17 protein-coding genes are annotated in these 19,258 nt (G+C 71.7%); 4 read left to right on the forward strand and 13 right to left on the reverse strand.

Annotated elements, in window-relative coordinates:
• Nucleotides 1-55: 55 nt before the first annotated feature.
• Entirely contained in the window at nucleotides 56-1,627 is a 1,572-nt protein-coding gene (locus ABD211_RS04840) for a glycosyltransferase family 4 protein (RefSeq protein ID WP_344126621.1), read from the forward strand.
• Here ABD211_RS04840 and ABD211_RS04845 read toward each other — a convergent pair.
• From ABD211_RS04845 to ABD211_RS04885, 9 genes are all read right to left on the reverse strand, one after another.
• Nucleotides 1,531-3,135, reverse strand: coding sequence for an FkbM family methyltransferase (locus ABD211_RS04845; protein WP_344126624.1), 1,605 nt, complete (start codon nucleotides 3,133-3,135; stop codon nucleotides 1,531-1,533). The two genes, ABD211_RS04840 and ABD211_RS04845, sit on opposite strands and share 97 nt — an antisense overlap.
• Nucleotides 3,136-3,177: 42 nt before the next feature.
• Entirely contained in the window at nucleotides 3,178-4,500 is a 1,323-nt protein-coding gene (locus ABD211_RS04850) for a glycosyltransferase (protein WP_344126627.1), read from the reverse strand.
• The gene (locus ABD211_RS04855) at nucleotides 4,497-5,066 is read right to left on the reverse strand and encodes a hypothetical protein (protein ID WP_344126629.1); all 570 of its coding nucleotides are present in this window, start codon (nucleotides 5,064-5,066) and stop codon (nucleotides 4,497-4,499) included. The genes ABD211_RS04850 and ABD211_RS04855 overlap by 4 nt, the downstream gene beginning before the upstream one ends.
• Nucleotides 5,063-6,247 (reverse strand): glycosyltransferase family 4 protein, encoded by a 1,185-nt coding sequence (locus ABD211_RS04860; protein ID WP_344126631.1) that lies wholly within the window; start codon nucleotides 6,245-6,247, stop codon nucleotides 5,063-5,065. Before ABD211_RS04860 ends, ABD211_RS04855 begins: the two co-directional genes overlap by 4 nt.
• A 133-nt stretch (nucleotides 6,248-6,380) precedes the next feature.
• The gene (locus tag ABD211_RS04865) at nucleotides 6,381-7,202 is read right to left on the reverse strand and encodes a dolichyl-phosphate beta-glucosyltransferase (protein ID WP_344126634.1); all 822 of its coding nucleotides are present in this window, start codon (nucleotides 7,200-7,202) and stop codon (nucleotides 6,381-6,383) included.
• A gap of 108 nt (nucleotides 7,203-7,310) precedes the next feature.
• Nucleotides 7,311-8,066, reverse strand: a complete 756-nt coding sequence (locus ABD211_RS04870; RefSeq protein WP_344126637.1) for a class I SAM-dependent methyltransferase — start codon at nucleotides 8,064-8,066, stop codon at nucleotides 7,311-7,313.
• Between the two features lie 62 nt (nucleotides 8,067-8,128).
• The gene (locus ABD211_RS04875; protein ID WP_344126639.1) at nucleotides 8,129-9,910 is read right to left on the reverse strand and encodes a hypothetical protein; all 1,782 of its coding nucleotides are present in this window, start codon (nucleotides 9,908-9,910) and stop codon (nucleotides 8,129-8,131) included.
• Nucleotides 9,897-10,478 (reverse strand): hypothetical protein, encoded by a 582-nt coding sequence (locus ABD211_RS04880; RefSeq protein ID WP_344126641.1) that lies wholly within the window; start codon nucleotides 10,476-10,478, stop codon nucleotides 9,897-9,899. Before ABD211_RS04880 ends, ABD211_RS04875 begins: the two co-directional genes overlap by 14 nt.
• Nucleotides 10,475-11,707: a glycosyltransferase gene (locus ABD211_RS04885; RefSeq protein WP_344126642.1), complete on the reverse strand. Its 1,233-nt coding sequence runs from the start codon at nucleotides 11,705-11,707 to the stop codon at nucleotides 10,475-10,477. Before ABD211_RS04885 ends, ABD211_RS04880 begins: the two co-directional genes overlap by 4 nt.
• Before the next feature lie 139 nt (nucleotides 11,708-11,846).
• On the opposite strand from ABD211_RS04885, the gene ABD211_RS04890 reads away from it, so the two are divergent.
• The gene (locus tag ABD211_RS04890) at nucleotides 11,847-12,248 is read left to right on the forward strand and encodes a PH domain-containing protein (protein WP_344126644.1); all 402 of its coding nucleotides are present in this window, start codon (nucleotides 11,847-11,849) and stop codon (nucleotides 12,246-12,248) included.
• Between the two features lie 58 nt (nucleotides 12,249-12,306).
• Here the strand turns inward: ABD211_RS04890 and ABD211_RS04895 are convergent, their stop codons facing one another.
• Nucleotides 12,307-12,915 (reverse strand): malonic semialdehyde reductase, encoded by a 609-nt coding sequence (locus ABD211_RS04895; protein ID WP_344126646.1) that lies wholly within the window; start codon nucleotides 12,913-12,915, stop codon nucleotides 12,307-12,309.
• 161 nt (nucleotides 12,916-13,076) lie between these two features.
• Between ABD211_RS04895 and ABD211_RS04900 the strand changes: the two genes are divergently transcribed.
• Together ABD211_RS04900 and ABD211_RS04905 are read left to right on the forward strand one after the other, a co-directional pair.
• Nucleotides 13,077-14,243 (forward strand): PQQ-dependent sugar dehydrogenase, encoded by a 1,167-nt coding sequence (locus ABD211_RS04900; protein WP_344126648.1) that lies wholly within the window; start codon nucleotides 13,077-13,079, stop codon nucleotides 14,241-14,243.
• A 124-nt stretch (nucleotides 14,244-14,367) separates the two neighbouring features.
• Nucleotides 14,368-15,972 carry a metallophosphoesterase family protein gene (locus ABD211_RS04905; RefSeq protein WP_344126650.1) on the forward strand — a complete coding sequence of 535 codons (1,605 nt, stop codon included), beginning with the start codon at nucleotides 14,368-14,370 and terminating at the stop codon, nucleotides 15,970-15,972.
• A gap of 4 nt (nucleotides 15,973-15,976) precedes the next feature.
• Here ABD211_RS04905 and gatB read toward each other — a convergent pair whose 3' ends face one another.
• From gatB to gatC, 3 genes are read right to left on the reverse strand one after another with little or no spacing between them, the layout of a single operon-like run.
• Nucleotides 15,977-17,470 (reverse strand): Asp-tRNA(Asn)/Glu-tRNA(Gln) amidotransferase subunit GatB, encoded by a 1,494-nt coding sequence (gatB, locus tag ABD211_RS04910; protein WP_344126652.1) that lies wholly within the window; start codon nucleotides 17,468-17,470, stop codon nucleotides 15,977-15,979.
• The gene (gatA, locus tag ABD211_RS04915; protein WP_344126654.1) at nucleotides 17,471-18,952 is read right to left on the reverse strand and encodes an Asp-tRNA(Asn)/Glu-tRNA(Gln) amidotransferase subunit GatA; all 1,482 of its coding nucleotides are present in this window, start codon (nucleotides 18,950-18,952) and stop codon (nucleotides 17,471-17,473) included.
• Nucleotides 18,949-19,248, reverse strand: a complete 300-nt coding sequence (gene gatC / locus ABD211_RS04920) for an Asp-tRNA(Asn)/Glu-tRNA(Gln) amidotransferase subunit GatC (RefSeq protein ID WP_344126656.1) — start codon at nucleotides 19,246-19,248, stop codon at nucleotides 18,949-18,951. The genes gatA and gatC overlap by 4 nt, the downstream gene beginning before the upstream one ends.
• Nucleotides 19,249-19,258 lie beyond the last annotated feature (10 nt).

Here is a 19,258-nt window from a genome sequence, read left to right on the forward strand (position 1 = left end):
CGCTTTCATGCAATCAGCTGGGACGAGCGGTCCGGCCGCCCGCGGTCGAATCGTCATGATCGTCGACACCCTGGTTCATGGCGACTCCCGCGTGCAGAAGACGGCGTACTCGGCGGCCGAGGCCGGCTGGGACGTGACCCTGCTGGGACGTGCCCCGAACGAACAGCCGCAGACCTTCGAACTCGGCCGGGCCAGGGTCGAGCTGCTGGCGGTGTCCAACGCCCTGGCCCGGCGCACCCGGGGATACCGGCGCCGGCTCACCCGGCCGCTCGCGTACCCGCAGACGGGCATCGTGACGCTGCGCCAGCAGCAGATGTGGGCCTGGCGCGCGCAACGGGACGAGCGCGTGGTGCGGCTCGACCTGGCCGTCGCGGCGGGCACCGCCCGGGCGGTCGGGGCACGCCGGCTGGCGCAGCGCGCCGAACTGCTCCTGATCCGGATGGCGCACCGTTGGGTGGCGATCCGCAGCCGCCAACTGCGCGCCACCCGCGCCGCCAACGACGCCGGACAGGACCTGCGCGACCGCGCCCGGCTGTGGTTCTGGCGGGCGGTGGGCGGCGCGGGCTACTGGCGACGGGTCGACCCCCACCTGTGGGCGTACGAGATAGCGTTCGCCCAGCGCATCGACGAACTGCGGCCCGACATCATCCACGCCAACGACTTCCGGATGCTCGGCGTCGGTGCGCGCGCCGCGTTGCGGGCCCGGGCCAAGGGCCGCCCGGTCAAGCTGGTCTGGGACGCCCACGAGTACCTTCCCGGCATCCGGCCCTGGCGTTCCTACATCGGCTGGATGGAAGCCAACTGCGCCCAGGAACGGGAGTACGCGCCCGTCGCCGACGCCGTGGTGACCGTTTCCGATGATCTCGCGGACCTGCTGCGCCAACGACACGGGCTGCGTGCCAGGCCCGCGGTGGTGCACAACACGCCGGAGATGCGGCGCATCTCGATCGCGGACGACACGCCCACGCCCAACCTGCGCGCGGTGTGCGGCGTCGGCACGGACACGCCGCTGCTGGTGTACAGCGGGGTGGCGGCGTCGCACCGGGGCATGGACCTGATGGTCGACGGACTGCCCGCCCTGCCCGACGTCCACGTCGCCTTCGTCGTACCCCGCCCCGACCAGCCCTACGTGCGGCAACTGGTTGATCGTGCCGCGGAGCTCGGCGTGGCCGACCGCCTGCACGTCGTGCCCATGGTCTCCCCGTGGCACGTGGTGGAGTTCCTGTCCTCGGCTGACGTCGGGGTGAGCCCGATCCACCGCTGGCCCAACTACGAGATCGCGCTGTCCACCAAGTTCTACGAGTACTCCCAGGCCCGCCTGCCCATCGTGTCCAGCGACGTGCGGGTGGCCGCGGCGACGATCCGGGCGACCGGGCAGGGCGAGGTCTTCCGCGCCGAGGATCTCGCCGACTACGTGCGCGCCGTCCGCGCGGTCGTGTCCGACCTGGCCCGCTACCGCGCCGCCTACGACAAGCCCGGCCTGCTGGCGGGGTGGACGTGGGAGGCGCAGGCCGAGGTCCTCGAACAGGTCTACAGCCGGCTGTGGCCGGCGCCGACGTCGTCGTACGCCCAGGCCGCGCGGCGGTCGGCGGCGCCGTCGCCGGCCGTCGCCCGAAGCGCCGACTGAAGCTCGGCCGCGCGTGCCACCGTGCAGTCCGCCAGGGCCGCGGTGTGCCGGCGCAGCCGGGCCCAGAACGCCGCGTCGGGCTCGACCGGGGCGAACAGCCACATGAGGTGCCGGTAGCTCGGGTCACCGGCGATGACCTGCTTCTCCTGGTACGGCACGGCGTCGGTGATGTGGTACCAGCGGTAGCCGTGCGGCGCGAGGACCCTGGTCAGCCGCTCCTCGACCCGGCCGCGCAGCACCTCGCAGAGGATCCACGGCCGGTGCCGGGCGATGGTCCGCTCGGCTCCCGCGAGCACGTCGGGCTCGGTGGTCTCGGTGTCGACCTTCAGCACGGCCGGTACGAGCCCGGTCCGCTCCACGTACGAGTCGAGTGTCTCCACCGTGACCCGCAACTGCTCCGAGGACGCGCGGAAGCCCTCGGCCAGCGAGTTCGAGCTGTCCGTGGAGTCGGACAGGTAGAACGTCGCGTGCCCGTTCCGGGCGCCCAGCGCCAACGGCTCGACGACGAAGCCGAGCCCGTTGTCCGCCGCGAACCGGCGGGCCGCGTCGACCAGTGCGGGCGTCGGCTCGAACGCGCGCACCGCGCGGGTGGACAGGGTGCTGGCCACCGCCGCGTACAGCCCGATGTTGGCGCCCACGTCGTACACGGCGCCGGGGCCGGCCACGTCCAGGATGGCCAGGAAGCACGCGAGCGCGTCCGGCTCGTACCCGGCGATGCCGTTCTCGCCCAGCTCCTTCGGCACGAACATGTGCTCGGGTGCGGACAGCACCAGGAGCCGCCAGGCCCCCGCGGTGGCGGAGTGGTCGGGCAGCGCCAGGCGCACGACCCGGGTCGCCGGGTTGACCGACCGTTTGGCGGCCTTGTGGGGCAGGGCCCTGTGCGGAAGGGCCTTGCGGGCTGCGGGCGGGCGCGCCGGGACCAGGTGCTTGTACGGCGCCCAGTCACGGTCGGTGGTCGGCAACGCCGCGGGATATCTGCGGGCCAGGCGCGCCGCCAGTGGGATGCTGGCGAGGTCGAGCGCCACGATGCGCTCGAGCTCGGGCAGGTCCACGGCGCGCAACGCGGCCTCGACCCGCCGGCCCACCAGCCAGGGCCGGACCAGCCGGTACACACGCCGGAACAACCGACGGTCGACGAAGCGCGACACGTCGCGCTGCCGACGGCGTACCGACGCCGCGCGGTCCCCGAGGCGACCCGACAGCCGCCGGGCCACCCGGACCAGCCGGCTCAGCACGGCGCCCGGCAGCCGGAACACGACCAGGCGCTCGAGGCGCAGCAGGAACAGGCCGTCCTCGGCCTGCCGCACGACATGGACCGTCAGTCCCGGGTTGGCGCACAGCTCCGCCCAGGGCGCCGGGTCGAGCACGACGAGATGGACCGGGACGCCGCGCTCGGCCAGGAAACGCGTATAGCTCTCCACCGATGGCGTGGGCCGGGAACCGAGCCACAGCAGCGCCACCGCGCCGGGGCCGGGTGACTGTCGCCGCACCGTACCGACCTCACTCATCGACGCTCCTTGCTGCCCATGGGCACTGCTCATCGGCGCCGTCTACCGACGCGCCAGGGAGCGCAGGGTGCGCTCCAGCGGCGCGAGCGTCACGGGCCGCGCGTACCGCTCGGCGTGGCGCTGCGCGCGGGCCTGCTGCTGCGGCGTCAGCTCGCGGGCGGCCAAGCCGGCCGCCACCATCGCGTCCGCGATGGTGGCGACGTCCAGGCCGTTCGGGTTGAACCAGAGCGGGTACCCGTCGAGCACGTCGGCCGCGGCGATGCCGGGCGCGTGCACCGACACGATGGGCCGGCCGGTGGCCATGTACTCGAAGATCTTTCCCGAGGTGACGAACCGGCCGCCGGCGGCCATGAACACCAGCACATCGAGGTCCGCGTACACATCCGCGACCGCGGTCTTGCTGACCGGCTCGTGGTAGTGCAGCGCGTCCCTGGTGCTGGCCTCCTCCAGGCCGAGACGCTCGCGCAGCTGTGCCGGGCTCTTGCGGAAGAAGCCGAGGTACCCGTGGACGTGCAGCTGCGCATCGGTCAGCTCGGGATGCCCACGGGCCTGGCCGAACGCGTCGAGCAGCTCCGCGACCGGCTGCACGCCGGTGACCGTGCCCAGGAAGCCGAACCGCAGCGGCCGGTCGGCCTCGCGCGCACCGGTCGGCACGGGCGCCGGGAACAGGTCGGGGTCCCAGCCGTTGAGCACCACCGTCATCCGGTCGGCGAAGGCGGGGTAGCGCTGGGCGTGCCAGGCGCGCTGGGGTTCGTTGACGAACACGACCGCGGACGCCCGGCTGAGCACCCGCGGCTCCCAGCGCCACGCGCCGTGCCCGGGCGGGAACGCCGGACCGTCCGTGAACTGGTTCAGCGTCCACGCGTCGCGGTAGTCCAGCACATATGGCACGCCGGTGAGGCGGTTGAACAGCCAGGCCACGGCGAACGAGACGAACGGGTTCCCGGTGGCCACCACCACGTCGAAGCGCCGTCGGGCGTGCTGGCGCAGCGCGCGGGCCAGGGCGTTCAGCCCCCACGACGCGTACTGCTCGGGGAAGAACCGGGTGTGCAGGAACTCGTACGCCGACTTGGCCAGCTCCGGCGCGACCCGGCGCAGCCGGCCGAAGCGACGGATGTCGGTCTCCCACCGGAAATGGTTGAGGCCCGGCCGGTACACCCGCACGCACGGGTCGACGGTCTCCATCAGGTCGTCGTCGACCGACCCGATGGCGCCCTCCAGGAAGCTCATCGGCGCTGCGTACGCGGTCACCTCCCAGCCCGCCTCGGCCAGGAAGTTCGCGGTGGCCCGGGCCCGGTAGATGCCGCTGGCCCGCGACGGCGGAAAGTAGAAGCTCAGGTAGAGCACCCTCGGCGCCCGGCTCATCGCGCCGCCCCGGCTCCGACCGCGCCGGCCGCCTCGGCGTCGGTGAGACGGAAGGTGAGCGGCGCGGCGCCGAACGCGTACGGATCGGCCCGCCTGATCGCCGCCACATCGATGACCGAGCGCGGATCGCTGACCACCACCGCGTCGTAGGCCGCACCCCGCAGCACCGCGCGGGATATCAGCCGCGCGCGCACGCGCCGGGTGAGCGCGCGGTAGACCGGCATGAACAGGCCGCGGTGTAGCCGGGTCGCGAAAAGCCGCAGGTACGCCCGGTGCAGCCGGGTCACCGGCCGCATCAGCGCGCCCCGTCCGAGCACCCGCACGACGAACGCCGGCGCCGCGAACACCAGCAACTGCTCCCACGCGCGGGCCCAGTGCCGCAGCTCCAACGCCGTGGTCTCGACGATCTCCACGCCGTCGGGGAGGGCGCTGCTCTTCCACGCGCCGAGGTGATCGACGATCACGGTCGCCCGTCCGCCGGCCGCGAGCACCTCGGCCGACTCGATGCTGACGGCGCGCCGCCGCGAGCCGCCCGTAGCCACGAAGAGCACGCTGCGCCGCGTCATGACACCGCCACCGGCGCGGGCGCCCCGTGCCAGGCCCGCAGGTGGGCCTCGGCGACCGCCGGGTACCCGTACCGCTCGGCGAGCTGGCGGGCGCCCTCCGCCAGGTCCAGGCCGTCAGGCCAGCGCCCGCGCAGCCGCCAGTAACCCTCGACCAGACCGTCCACGCCCGCGGACACGTCGACCAGCTCCCCCACGGCCGACTCGATGCCGGCGAGGGTCTCCTGAGGACCACCGGAGCGGGTGGCCAGCACCGGCATGCCGGCCGCGACGGCCTCCACCAGGGTCATCCCGAACGTCTCCAGCCGGCTCGGGTGCACCAGCAGGTCGTGCGAGCGCAGCAGGTCGAGCGCCGTCGCCGGCGGCACGGCCCCGAGCCACTCGACGGCGTCGGCGACGCCGAGCTCCTTCGCCTGTGTGACCAACGACCGGTACAGCGCTCCGGTGCCGGCGATGGTCAGGGTGAGGCTGTCGTCGCGGGCTCGACAGCGGGCGAAGGCCGCGATGAGGGCGGCCACGTTCTTGCGCTCGATCAGGTGCCCCACGAACAGCCACCGCCGCAGCTGACGAACGGGCTCGGGTCGCGGCAGGTCGAAACGGATGGCGTTGGGCATGACGGCGATGCGGTCGGCGTGCTGCGGGAAGGCGGCCGCGATCATGCTCCGCGGCACCTCGCCGACCACGAAGAACCGGGTCGCGCGGCGCAGCACCTCTTCGTACATGACGCGGGCCTGGGGTTCGGCGAGGACCTGGTCGACGAAGGTCGAGTGCTCGGTCACGAACAGCCGGGCATCGGGGCGCATGTGGCGCAGCGCCGACCATCCACTGTAGATGCCGGTGTGCGCGTGCACGATGCCCGCGTCGATCGGCGCGCCGCCCAGCGCCGCCCGGAGCGCGCGATCGTGCCGCGCCCCCAGCTCGGCGAAGCTCAGGCCCGGCCGGATGGGATAGGGCGCGTGCGTGACCGGCACGCCGGCGGCCGTGCGGTGCGTACGTGCCGCCGCCGGCGCGAGCGCGTGCATGGCACGTTGCGCACGGCGATCGCCACGCGGCGACATCCCGGCCGTCCACAGGTCGGAGTGGTACACGGCGACGCGGTCGCAGCGCGGCGCCACCGCCTCGACCATGGCTGCCACGAACGCGCCCCGGTAGGGCAACTCGTTGGTCGGGAACCAGGGCGTCACCACGGCGACGTCGGACCTGCTCAGGTTCGCCTCCTCGATGGCAGTTCGTACGAGATTCTAGGCTTTTATCGCTGTCTGTCGCGTACGCCGGAGCCTGCGTGTCGAGTCGCTCCGGGAGTGGTGGCCGGGACGGTCACCGGCCAGAACCGCGCGGATGGCCGGGTCCGGTTCGGACACGCGGGACCAGCTCACCGGCGTCGGGTCCGGTGACCGCGGGAAGGTCCGCATGGCGATGCGCCAGACGCACGAACATCAGCTCCCGGAGGACCCGCACGTAGTCGAGGAGACGGACCTTCGATCCGGTCCGGTGGGACCAGCGCACGGGAACTTCTACGACCGACCAGCTCCACCGCAGGCACAGGTGCAGAACCTCGAAGTCGAAGCCGAACCCGTCGAGCCTCGACTGAGCGAAAACGGCCCGCGCCGCGGCGCCCTCGAACAGCTTGAAGCCGCACTGGGTGTCGGCGATGCCCGGCACGGCCAGGACGCGAATGAGCCTGTTCCCCAGGCGGCCGGCGGCCTTGCGCAGCCTGCTCTGGTGAATCTCGATCACAGCCCGCGGCGCCGCCCGCGATCCGATCGCCACGAGATGTCCGTCGGCGAGCGCCTTGGCGAGCAGCTCGACGTCCTCAATCGGCGTTGCGAGATCAGCATCGCAGACCAGGACCTGCTGCCCCCGCGACGCGAGCACGCCCAGCCGGACCGCGTTCCCCTTGCCCCGGTGTGCGGATTCGACCACCCGGATCTCAGGATGGGCCGACGCGGCCATGGCCATGATCGCCTGGCTCCCGTCGGCGGAGCCGTCATCCACCAGGACAAGCTCCCAGGTCTGACTGCCCTGGCCGAGATAATCACACATCGTGGCCAGCGATGCCCCGAGCCGGAGCTCTTCATTGAACACCGGCACCACCACCGACAGGTCGACCCGGTCCCCACTCCACGCCGTGGCAGGCATCGTTACATAACCCCTGATTTCTCGAATTTCCCCCCTTAAAGGTCTATAACGAACTCATGAGCGCCCGGTGTCGTGGTTCGAACGCGTGCCCGGGCCGCCGTGGGCCGGCTAACGCCCGGTCGACCCGACCGCCGCGACGACCGGACCGGGACGTCGTGCCGCGCCCCTCGTGGCCCGGACGAACAGCGACACGCCCGGCAACGACTTGACCGGCAGATAACGCTCGGCCAGCACGATGGCGGTGAGTCCCGCGTTCACCAGGAACGGCAGTTCCTCAAGCTCACTCGTGCCCGCGTCCGACATGCGTCGACGCCGCACGCTGACCACGGGCCGGAGCAGGACGTTCCAGCTCCATAGCCGATCGATGACCAGGCCCGAGCTCTGGACCAGGGTGCTCAGCGACTCCCGGGTGTACCGGCGGACATGGCCCAGGGCGACGTCGTGTGGGGACCAGAGCCGCATGTCGCACGGCACCGACGCGATGAGCGTTCCGCCCGGACGCAGCACCCGGTCGATCTCGGCGGCGGCCCGTGCGTCGTCGTCGATGTGCTCCAGGACATCGAGCGCGATGACCAGGTCCACCGCCGAGGTGGAGAAGGGGAGGTTCCGGGCGTCACCCTGGATCACGTCAAGTCCGCGGTCGCGGGCGAACGCCGCTCCGTCGGAGCCGTACTCCAGGGCGACGGAACGCCATCCGTGTGCCCTGAGCACGCGGGTGTTCCCGCCGCCCGCGGCCCCGATGTCGAGCGCGAGCCCCGGTCTGCCGAGCCGGCCCAGCTCGCGGGACAGAATCGCCCGTCGCTCGCGGTACCACCAGTTGCGGTCCTCAAGGTCCACCACCTTGCGGATCTCCGCGTCGCGCACCGCCGACTCCCCTCGTTCGCGCGCGGCCCGGAAGGCCGCGATGTTCAGGCTCGCGCCCCGGATCAGCGTGGGATGAGCAGCTGCCGGAGCACGCTGGCCATCGACGGCAGGCGCACCACGACCAGCATTCCGTCGCGGCCCGGGAGGTCGACCATCAACCGTGGGTCGCTCCTGTCCCGGAACGTCCGCACCGCAGCCTCGCCGGCCGCTTTCACCCGCACCCGGTGGAAGCGGCTGTAGCTGATCGGCAGCGCGACCGTCGACGGCTGCGTGCAGGCGATCCGGTACGACAGGGTCCGCGGATCGAGCGAGGTGCGGCGCAGCGCCCGGATGGTGCAGCTGCCCCGGATGACCTCGGTCTGGCGTCTCTTCGTGTACATCGCCTCGTACGCCGCCATGACCTCGACCGACGGCATTTCGTGACCGTCGACCGCCACCCGCGGCAGATACTCCCCGATGCCCATGTTCGCCGCGGTGGGGCTGGGCGCGGTGGCGAGATCAATACGCTGCTGCGGATAGAAGTTGTACTGAAAATCGTGGTGCAGCGGCGAGAGGACCGCGAAGGTCGCGACCCAGCACAAGGCGAGCACCAGCATCACCCGGCGGCCCAGGACACGCAGATTGCCGGCGACGTGGGCGACCAGCAGAATGCCCAGCGGGGTGATGAAGGCGAGCAGGCGCCAGGGGAACTGCAGAAACTCGAGAATGGAAACGGCCTGGTACAGCGGGCGCGTGAACGAGCACTGCAGCATGAGCATCACAGTCGCGGTGACCACCAGGAACGCGCCCGCCGGGCTGAACATGACACGCCCGACAACGGACATGGCCGGACGGTGCCGCAGCGCCACGGCCGCGGCCCCTGCGACGACGAACAACGCCAACGGAAGCCAGATGCCGTAGTCGATCTGGGTCGTGAACTTGTGCGCGTCCCGCAACCACCGGAAATCGCTGTTGACGAAGTACGTGGAGAATTCGCGGAAGCGCTCGCTCGCCTTGTATCCCGCTTGCGTTACTTTTCCCGGGTTGTAGTCGTCCAGGAATCCCCACTGGACGACGAACAGCGGGACGAGCAGGACGACGATCCCCCCGGCGGACAACAACGCCGGTCGCCAGACGGCGGCCAGGCCGCGCCGTCGCTCCTTGACGAGAAACACTGTTCCGGCGATCGCCAACGGGACGGTGGCGTACATCGTCAGTGCGTTGTGCGCATTGAAGAGGAGAAAGTAGATCGGCACGATCCACCATGACCAGGTGCCGCGCCGCACCAACCGCAGACACCACCACAACAGCCAGGGAACGAGCATCATGGCGGTCAGTTCCGCCATGGCGCCGCGGATGAGCCAGTCGGTGAAGGTGTAGTTGGCCAACAACAGGACCACCGGCGCCGAGAAGGCCAGCAGCCTTCGTCCGGTGAGTTCGTGCGTGGCCGCACGCATGCCGTAGGCCCCGGCGAACATGAAGACCGCGATGGCCAACACGATGGAGAGCTTCATGGCACCGAGGACGAGGTACAGCGACGCCGACACGAAGTAGAACGTCTTGTGGTAAAAGAGCGGAAATGGTGTGCCCATGTGGAAGGCGTTGAGGGACGACCACACCGGCAACAGGTCACCGTGTCTGAAGTGGTCCGCGTACACGGCCGTGCGGTTGGCGAAGTGCAGGGCCTCGTGGTTTCTCGGCCAGCCGGCCCGTCGCAGCGGCGACAGGCAGAGCGTGACCGTGCCCGCGATGATCGTCGCAAAGAAGATCTCGCGCCACAGCCGTTGCGCCCACAGGCGTGGCCGCGGCCGGGGCGCGGCGGACTCCGTCGACGTCTCCGGACAGTCGAGCTCAACGGCCGTCACGGTTGACCGCCTGGTGAGGGTCGGGTCCGACCTCGGAGTCGTAGGCCAGACCGAACGACACCCGGGTGCCGTGGAACACGTCGGGATTGGCCCTGACGAGCGCCGCGACATCACGCAGCCCGTGCGGATCCGAGACGACGACCGCGTCGAACGGACCCTTCGACAGAACATGCCTGTTGATCAGGCGGGCCCGCGAGGTCCGTGACAGAGCCCGGTAGACGGGCAGGACCACCAGACGCTGCACCCGCGAGGCCACCTGATCCTGGTACGCGGTCAGCATCCGCCCCGCCGGATCGGCAAGGCGGCCACGGCCGACGGCCCGCAGCAACCAGGCGGGTCCCCGGAAGAGGACCAGGTTCGCGGCCCGCCGCGGCCAGTGCCGCTTTTCGAGCTTGCTCGTCTCGACGACCTTCACCCGGCGGTGCAACGGCTTGCCCGGCCACGCGTCCGCGTGGTCGAGCAGGACGAGCGCCCGTCCGCCACCGGTCACCACCCTGCGCGACTCGGTCCACACGCCCAGGTGGCGATCGCCGCCGGTGGCCACGAACAACACGTGCGGAGCAGTCATCGCACCGCCTGCTCCGCCATGGGCGCGACATCCAGCCCGCCCGTTCCCGACCACGTCGCCAGATGCGCCTCCGCCACGGCGGCGTAGCCGTAGCGGGCCGCCAGATCGGTCGCTGCCCGGGCCAGATCGAGGCCGTGCGGGAACCGGTCGCGCAGGCGCCAGTACCCGTCGACGAGCGCGTCCGGGCCCGCTTGGACCTCGACGAGTTCACCGACCATGTGCTCCACCCCGGCCAGGGTCTCCTCCGGGCCGCCGCACCGCGTGGCGAGCACAGGCATCCCGGCCGCCACCGCCTCGATGAGCGTCATGCCGAAGGTCTCCATCTGGCTGGGATGCACGAGCAGGTCGTGCTCGCGCAGCAGAGCCAACGCGGCCTCGGGGCCCACCGCGCCGCGGAACGTCACCGCGTCGCCCACACCGAGCCGCTTCGCCAGCCGCCACGTCCGTCCATACAGGGCGCCGCTGCCCACGAGGGTCAGCGTCAACGCGCTGTCGCGCTCCCGGCACCGGGCGAACGCCTCGATGAGCGCGAAGATGTTCTTGCGGGGAATGATGCTGCCGACGTACAGCCACCGCCGCAGGTCGCTCACCGGCAGGTCCCGGGGGAGGTCGAACCGCACGGCATTGGGCAGGATCCCCAGCCGGTGGGCGTGGTGCGGGAACGCCTCCGCGATCGTCGTGCGCAGCCCCTCACCGACGGCGAAGACTCCCGCCGCCCGGCTCAGCACCGTGTCGTACATCGCCCGTGCGCGCGGTTCGCGCACGATCTTGTCGATGAACGTGGCGTGCTCGGTAACGAACACCCTGGTTCCGGGGCGGACGTTGTGCAGGGCCGCCCAGCCGCCGAAGATCCCGGTATGCGCGTGCACCAGGTCCGCTGCCAGGGGCCGACGGCGGAGCGCGACCCGCAGCGCCCGCTCATGGCACAACGCGTACTCCGAATAGCTCAGGTCCGGCCGCACCGGATACGGAGCACAGACCACGCCGACGCCCGCGGGGGTGTGCCGGCCGCGTAGCGCGGTGGGGGTCAGCGCCTCAAGTGCCCGGACCGCGGATCCGCGCGCGCGCCGCGGCATACGAGTGGTCCACATCTCCGTGTGGTACACCGTCACCCGCTCGCACCGCGGCGCCACCGCATCGGCCATGGCCTGGACAAACGCGCCACGGTACGGATGGTCGTCGGTGGGGAACCAGGGGGTCACCACGGCGACGTCTGCTCGGTTCAGCATGTTCTCCCAGACCCGGTGGCGCGGTTGATCCGACGAAGATTTTACCCATATGAGATACTTTCTCCGTATATCTACCTTTGCGTGTCGGCGCGATCCAGGTCAGTCGGTCCGGCGTCTGCCGTCATGGGAGGATGGCCCGGTGGAGACCGCTGCCAAGACCCTCCGGTACCGCCACTCGTCCGCGATCACGGTCGCGGCGGTGGTGGCCCTCATCGGCGCCCTGCCCATGCTCGCCGGCGGCACCGCGTTCGGGTTGATCCTGCTCGTCCCGGCGGCAGTCGCCCTGTGGAGCTGGCGCGCGGGCACCGACGTGGGCGCCGACGGCCTGCGCGTCCGCGCGGTTCTGACGTCGCGACGGGTCCCCTGGTCGGACGTGGCGGAGCTGGCCGCCACCCCGAAGGGCGGCGTGGCGGTGCGCCTCACCTCGGGAATGACCCTCACCCTGCCGGCCGTGCCGGCCCGCGCGCTGTCCGCCGTCGCGGCCGCCGGCGGCGAGCTGACCAGCGACGAGGAGCCGGCGCGCACGGAAGCCCTCAGCTGACAGCCCACCAATAGGAAAATGGCCCACGCCGGAGCGTGGGCCATGATGATGACGCCGGTCAGACGGTCGAGACGACCTCGTCGTACTCGAGCCTGGGCAGGCGGTCGCGCCAGGCGTTACCGGCCGGACGACCGATGTTGACCACGGCGACCACCTGGTGCTCGCCGTCGGGGAAGAAGTCGGCGTTGATCCCGGCGGCGTCGTAGCCGCCCATCGGCCCGGCGGCCAGGCCGGCGGCCCGGATGCCGAGGATCAGGTAGCCGAGCTGGATGGCGGCGTTGAACCGGGCGGCGTTCTCCCGGACGGACGCGTCCGCGAAGCGGTCCTTCGCGCCGGGGGCGTGCGGGAAGACGCGCGGCAGCTCCTCGTGGAACCGGTTGTCCGCCGCGACGATCGCCACCAGCGGCGCCGCCGCCGTCTTGTCCTGGTTGCCGGGCGCCATGCGCTCCACCAGCCGCGCCCGCGCCTCGCCGGAGCGCACCAGCACCAGCCGCATCGGCTGGGCATTCATGGCCGTCGGCGCGTTTTTCACAAGGTCGTAGATCGCCCGGACCTGTTCGTCGGTGACCGGCTCGTCGGTGAAGGCGTTGGCGGTGCGCGCGTCGCGGAACAGCAGGTCCGCCGCGTCCGCGCTGAGGTGGAGCCGGTCGATCGCGGGTGCGGTCATGGCGTGTCTCCCTGGCTTGCCGAGGAGGTCCTCGTCGGTGAGGGCCGTTCAGTCGGCAATAACGTTGCCTAGCGGATTATTGTTTCGACAACATATGGAGACGATCACCACACCGCCGCGCCGGCTGGCGCCGGCGTGACAGGCCTCGCTACTGTTCGGCGATGAGGGCCACACCCCCACCTCGACGCCTCGCCGCCGTTCTCGCCACCGCGGCGCTCGCCGCAGGCCTCCTCACAGGCTGCAGCTTCGGCGAACCCGACGACACCACCGGGGGCGGCGCCCCGAACCTGCCCAAGCCCTCGCCCAGCGTCGGCGAGGGGCAGGGCGGCACCGAAACCGTCGCGACGGTGCTGGCCAAGGGGCTCGCGGTGCCGTGGGCGATCGCCTTCCTGCCCGACGGGGCCGCGCTGGTCACCGAGCGGGACAGCAAGCGGATCCTGAAGGTCGGCCCCGAGTCCGACGCGGGCGGCCTGAAGGTCGAGCCCGTGCAGACGATCGACGAGGCCCGCCCCTCCGGTGAGGGCGGGCTGCTCGGCATCGCCGTCTCGCCCAAGTACAAGACCGACAGGACGGTGTTCGTCTACTACACCGCCGAGTCCGACAACCGCATCGCCAAGCTCACCCTCGGCGGCACCCCCACCCCGATCCTCACGGGCATCCCCAAGGCCGGCAACCACAACGGCGGCCGCCTCGGCTTCGGCCCGGACGGCTACCTCTACGCCACCACCGGCGACGCCGCGCAGACCGCACGCTCCCAGGACCTCAAGAGCCTCGGCGGCAAGATCCTGCGGATGACCGCCGACGGCAAGCCGGCGCCGGGTAACCCGTTCCCGGACTCCCTGGTCTGGTCCTACGGGCACCGCAACGTGCAGGGCCTCGCCTGGGACGCGAAGGGCCGCCTCTACGCCACCGAGTTCGGGCAAAACACCTGGGACGAGATCAACGAGATCGTCAAGGGGAAGAACTACGGCTGGCCGGCCGTCGAGGGCAAGGGCAACAAGAAGGAGTACGTCGACCCGGTCGCCGTCTGGCCCACCGACGAGTCCTCCTGCTCGGGCGCCGCGATGGTGACCAACGTGTTCGTGGCGGCCTGCCTGCGCGGCGAGCGGCTGTGGCTGCTCCGGTTCACCGACACCGGCGCGCTGCTCGGCGCCCCGACCCCCGCCCTGCAGGGGCGGTACGGGCGCCTGCGCGCGGCCGCCGCCGCCCCCGACGGCTCGCTGTGGATCACCACCTCGAACAAGGACGGCCGGGGCGACCCCGCGCCCGACGACGACCGCATCCTGCGCATCGTGCTCTCCGGCAACGGCGGCGTGAGCAAGGCCTAGGCCCCTGACCGGACGGGCCGGGACACCCGGGACGGCCGGGTGAAGCTCGCCACCACCCGGCCCGGACCGGACGCAACCGCGCCGCACCGTCACATCGGTGGGGTAAGGATGAAGGGTGCGCCCCATGGCCCGTACTCGCCGGATTGTCACAACCGGGACCACCGCGGTGGTCGCGGCGGCCCGTCAGGCCCGACGGCTGGGTTACCACGTGCGGCAGGCGGCGCCGCGCTGGCGGGCCGAGGGCGGCCCGGACTGGTGGCGCTCGCGGGCCGCGCGGCGGGTGCGTTCGGCGCTCGCGCTGCTGGCGGTGACCGTGATCGGCGCCTCGGTCGGCACGCTGCTGCTGGCCAACGTGCGCCAGGACGTCGGCCCGTTCCAGGCCGACTTCTCCGTCCAGCCGGCGCTGCGCGGCGGCACCGAGGTGCGCCTGCCGCCGCTGGGGTCGCTCACGCTGAACAGCCACACCGGGCCGGCCCACCTGGTGATCAACCTCGAGTCCCTCGACGAGGGGCGCACCCGCGAGCTGGTCACCCAGCCCAACGCGATCAACCAGGCCAGCGCCGACGCCGTCACGGACGTCATGCAGGGGCTGCGGCGGCTCGCGCTGCAGTTCGCCGCCGCGGCGGTCCTCGGCGCGATGCTCGCGGCCCTCGTGGTGTTCCGGTCCACCCGCCGCGCCGCGCTGGCCGGCGGGCTCGCGCTGCTGCTCACGGCGGCGACCCTGGGCACGGCGGCGGTGTCGTTCCGGCGCTCGGCGCTGGCCGAGCCGACCTACCGGGGGCTGCTCGGCAACGCGCAGACCGTCGTGGGCGACGCCGAGCGGATCGCGAGCCGCTACGGGGAGTACACGGCGCAGCTGCAGAAGATGGTCACCAACGTCAGCCGCCTCTACGCCACGATCACGAACCTGCCCGTGTACGAGCCGGCCGACGGCACGATCCGCGTCCTGCACATCTCGGACATGCACCTCAACCCGGCCGGCTGGTCGGTGGTCCGCACGGTCGTGGAACAGTTCCACATCAGCGTCGTGGTCGACACCGGCGACCTGACCGACTGGGGCAGCGAGCCCGAGGCGTCGTTCGTCGCCGCGATCGGCGACCTGAACGTGCCGTACGTCTACGTCCGCGGCAACCACGACTCGTCGACCACGCAGGCGGCCGTGGCCAGGCAGAAGAACGCCGTCGTGTTGGACAACAAGGTCGCCACGGTGGCGGGGCTGACCTTCGCCGGCATCGGCGACCCGCGCTTCACGCCCGACAAGAACAACGTGGAGTCACCCGACCCGAACGACCCGTACGAGCAGGCGGGCCTGCAGGTCACGGGCGCGCAGCTCGCGGCAACCATCGCGGACTCGCCCGAGCGGGTGGACATCGCACTCATCCACGACCCGGCGGGCGCCGGGCCGCTGGCCGGGCAGGTGCCGCTCGTGCTCGCCGGCCACCGGCACCACCGCGAGATCAGCACCGAGCCGGGGCCGGTCGGCGCGACGTACCCGCAGACGACCATTATGGTCGAGGGCTCCACCGGCGGCGCCGGCCTGCGCGGCCTGGACAGCGGCTCGCCGCTCCCGTTGGAGCTGTCCGTGCTCTACCTCGGCGGCAACGACCACAGACTCCAGGCGTACGACGAGATCAGCGTCGGCGGCGCCGGACTCACCGAGGTCCAGCTGGAACGCCACCTGGCCGGTACCGCTGCCGCGCCGGAGCCGACAACGACTCCGACGCGGTAGTCGGTCAGCCCAGGCGGGCGATGATCAGTTCGCGGACGGTCTTGGCGTCGGCCTGGCCGCGGGTGGTCTTCATGACCGCGCCGATGAGCACGCCGGCCGCCTCGACCTTGCCGGACCGGATCTTGTCGGCGATGGCGGGGTTCGCGGCGATCGCCTCGTCCACGGCCTTCTCCAGCGCCCCGGTGTCGGACACGACCTCCAGCCCGCGGGCCGCCATGACGGCGGCCGGGTCGCCCTCGCCCGCGAGCACGCCCTCCAGCACGGTGCGCGCCAGCTTGTCGTTGAGCTTGCCCTCGTCGACGAGCTGCTGGAGCTGCGCGACCTGAGCGGGCGTCACATTCATGGCGCCCAGCTCGACGCCGGCCTCGTTGGCCCGGCGGGCGAGCTCGCCCAGCCACCACTTGCGGGCGCCGTCGGCGCTGGTGCCGGCCGCGACGGTCGCCTCGATCAGCTCGACGGCGCCGGCGTTGACGATCGCCTGCATCTCGGCGTCGGCGAGGCCCCACGCGTCCTGCAGCCGCTTGCGGTGCACCCGGGGCGGCTCGGGCAGGGCGGCCTTCAGCTCGGCGACCCACGCCGGGTCCGGCGCTAGCGGCACGAGGTCGGGCTCGGGGAAGTACCGGTAGTCGGTCGCCGTCTCCTTGCTGCGGCCCGACGTGGTCTCGCCGGTGTCCTCGTGGAAGTGGCGCGTCTCCTGGGTGATCTTCCCGCCGGCCTCCAGCACGTTGGCCTGGCGGATGATCTCCGAGCGGACGGCCCGCTCGACGCTGCGCAGCGAGTTCACGTTCTTCGTCTCGGTACGGGTGCCCCACTCGGCGCCCGGCTTCGACAGCGACGTGTTCACGTCGCAGCGCATCGAGCCCTGCTCCATGCGCACGTCCGAGACGCCGAGCGAGCGGATGACGTCGCGCAGCTCCGTCACGTACGCCTTCGCGACCAGCGGCGCCTTCCCGCCCGTGCCGACGACCGGCTTGGTGACGATCTCGACGAGGGGGATGCCGGCCCGGTTGTAGTCCACCAGCGACTCCGTCGCGCCGTGGATGCGCCCGGTGGCGCCGCCGACGTGCAGCGTCTTGCCGGTGTCCTCCTCCAGATGCACGCGCTCGATCTCCACCCGGACCGTCTCGCCGTCGACCTCGACGTCCAGCCACCCGTCGACGCACAGCGGCTCGTCGTACTGGCTGATCTGGAAGTTCTTCGGCATGTCGGGGTAGAAGTAGTTCTTGCGCGCGAACCGGCACCACGTGGCGATGGAGCAGTTGAGCGCCAGACCGATGCGGATGGTCGCCTCGATGGCGGCCTTGTTGGCCACCGGGAGCGCGCCGGGCAGCGCCAGGCAGACGGGGCAGACCTGCGTGTTGGGCTCCGCGCCGAACTCGGTCGGGCAGCCGCAGAACATCTTGGTCGCGGTGCCCAGCTCGACGTGCGTCTCCAGGCCGATGACCGGCTCGAACCGCTCGAGCGCGTCGTCGTAGGTCAACATCGCCAGGGTCGTCATCTAGACCTCCAGGTCCGGCGGGGTGAGCGTGCCGAGGGCGGACTCGAGCGCCGCGCCGACCCGGTACATGCGGTCGTCGGCCAGGGTCGGCGCCATGATCTGGAAGCCGACCGGCAGGCCCTCCGACAGTCCACACGGGACCGAGATGGCCGGGCCGCCGTAGAGATTCGTCGGGATCGTGTAGAGGTCCGCGAGATACATCTGGTACGGGTCCGCGGTGCGCGACCCGAACGGGAACGCCACGAACGGGGTCGTCGGCGACACCAGCACGTCGACCTGCTCGAACGCGGCGGTGAAGTCGCGCGTGATCAGGGTCCGCACCTTCTGCGCCTGCCCGTAGTAGGCGTCGTAGTAGCCGGACGACAGGGCGTACGTGCCGATGATGATGCGCCGCTTCACCTCAGCCCCGAAGCCGGCCTCGCGGGTGAGCGACATGACCTCCTCCAGCGACCGGTTGCCGTCGTCGCCCACCCGCAGGCCGTAGCGCACGCCGTCGAAGCGGGCCAGGTTGGACGAGCACTCGCTCGGCGCGATGAGGTAGTACGCCGGCAGGGCGTACAGGAAGTGCGGGCAGCTGACCTCGACGACCTCGGCGCCCAGCTTGACCAGGGCGTCCACCGCGTCGCGGAAGGCGGCCATGACGCCGGGCTCGGCGCCCTCGCCGCTGAACTCCTTGACGAGGCCGAGCTTGACGCCGGTCAGGTCGCCGGTCGCGCCCAGCTTCGCGGCGGCGACCACGTCCGGCACCGGCGCGTCGATCGACGTGCTGTCGCGCGGGTCGTGGCCGGCGATCACCGCGTGCAGCAGCGCCGTGTCCTCGACGGTCCGGGCGCACGGACCGGGCGTGTCCAGCGAGCTGGAGAACGCGACCAGGCCGTAGCGGGACGTGCCGCCGTAGGTCGGCTTGGCGCCCACGGTGCCGGTGACGGCGCCCGGCTGGCGGATCGAGCCGCCCGTGTCGGTGCCGATGGACAGTGGGGCCTCGTAGGCGGCCAGCGCGGCCGCCGAGCCGCCCCCGGACCCGCCGGGGATACGGCCCAGGTCCCACGGGTTGTTCGTGGGCCCGTAGGCGGAGTATTCGGTCGACGAGCCCATGGCGAACTCGTCCATGTTCGTCTTGCCGAGCATCACCATGCCGGCGCCGTTGATGCGCTCCATGAGCGTCGCGTCGTACGGCGGGCGCCAGCCCTCCAGGATCTTCGAGGCGCAGGTGGTCGGCACGCCCTTGGTGGCGATAACGTCCTTGATCGCGATCGGCACGCCGGCCAGGGGGCCGAGCTGCTCCTTATCGGCGCGCGCCTGGTCGATCTTTCGGGCCTTCTCGATCGCGCCCTCGTTGTCGACGTGCAGGAAGGCGTGCACTTTGTCGTCGACGGCCGCGATGCGGTCGAGGTGGGCGCGGGTGACCTCCTCGGCGGAGACCTCACCGTCAGCGAGGAGGCGACCCAGCTCCGCGGCGGTCGCCCTGGTCACGTCACTCACGCTTCCTCCTCCAGAATCCGGGGTACGCGGAAGCGCTGCTCCGCCGGGTCCGGCGCGCCGGACAACGCCTCGTCCGGGCCCAGCCCGGGCACCACGACGTCCTCGCGCAGCACGTTGGTGAGCGGCACGGAGTGCGAGGTGGGCGGGATGTCGTCCGCGGCGACCTCGCCGACCCGGGCCACCGACTGCAGGATCACGTCGAGCTGGCCGGCGAACCGGTCCAGCTCCTCGTCGGTGACGGCGAGCCGCGACAGGCGCGCGAGGTGCGCGACCTCCTCGCGGGAGATGGCGGCCATGATGCCCCCT

Source organism: Luedemannella flava (assembly GCF_039528515.1).
In the GTDB taxonomy this organism is placed as follows: Bacteria; Actinomycetota; Actinomycetes; order Mycobacteriales; family Micromonosporaceae; genus Luedemannella; species Luedemannella flava.

What these genes read in the sequence shown, in the direction of transcription:
- ABD211_RS04840 (WP_344126621.1), top strand. Translation starts at nt 56, where the DNA reads ATGATCGTCGACACCCTGGTTCATGGCGACTCCCGCGTGCAGAAGACG.
- ABD211_RS04845 (WP_344126624.1), bottom strand. Translation starts at nt 3,135, where the DNA reads ATGAGTGAGGTCGGTACGGTGCGGCGACAGTCACCCGGCCCCGGCGCG.
- ABD211_RS04850 (WP_344126627.1), bottom strand. Translation starts at nt 4,500, where the DNA reads ATGAGCCGGGCGCCGAGGGTGCTCTACCTGAGCTTCTACTTTCCGCCG.
- ABD211_RS04855 (WP_344126629.1), bottom strand. Translation starts at nt 5,066, where the DNA reads ATGACGCGGCGCAGCGTGCTCTTCGTGGCTACGGGCGGCTCGCGGCGG.
- ABD211_RS04865 (WP_344126634.1), bottom strand. Translation starts at nt 7,202, where the DNA reads ATGCCTGCCACGGCGTGGAGTGGGGACCGGGTCGACCTGTCGGTGGTG.
- ABD211_RS04880 (WP_344126641.1), bottom strand. Translation starts at nt 10,478, where the DNA reads ATGACTGCTCCGCACGTGTTGTTCGTGGCCACCGGCGGCGATCGCCAC.
- ABD211_RS04885 (WP_344126642.1), bottom strand. Translation starts at nt 11,707, where the DNA reads ATGCTGAACCGAGCAGACGTCGCCGTGGTGACCCCCTGGTTCCCCACC.
- ABD211_RS04895 (WP_344126646.1), bottom strand. Translation starts at nt 12,915, where the DNA reads ATGACCGCACCCGCGATCGACCGGCTCCACCTCAGCGCGGACGCGGCG.
- ABD211_RS04900 (WP_344126648.1), top strand. Translation starts at nt 13,077, where the DNA reads ATGAGGGCCACACCCCCACCTCGACGCCTCGCCGCCGTTCTCGCCACC.
- ABD211_RS04905 (WP_344126650.1), top strand. Translation starts at nt 14,368, where the DNA reads ATGGCCCGTACTCGCCGGATTGTCACAACCGGGACCACCGCGGTGGTC.
- gatB (WP_344126652.1), bottom strand. Translation starts at nt 17,470, where the DNA reads ATGACGACCCTGGCGATGTTGACCTACGACGACGCGCTCGAGCGGTTC.
- gatC (WP_344126656.1), bottom strand. Translation starts at nt 19,248, where the DNA reads ATGGCCGCCATCTCCCGCGAGGAGGTCGCGCACCTCGCGCGCCTGTCG.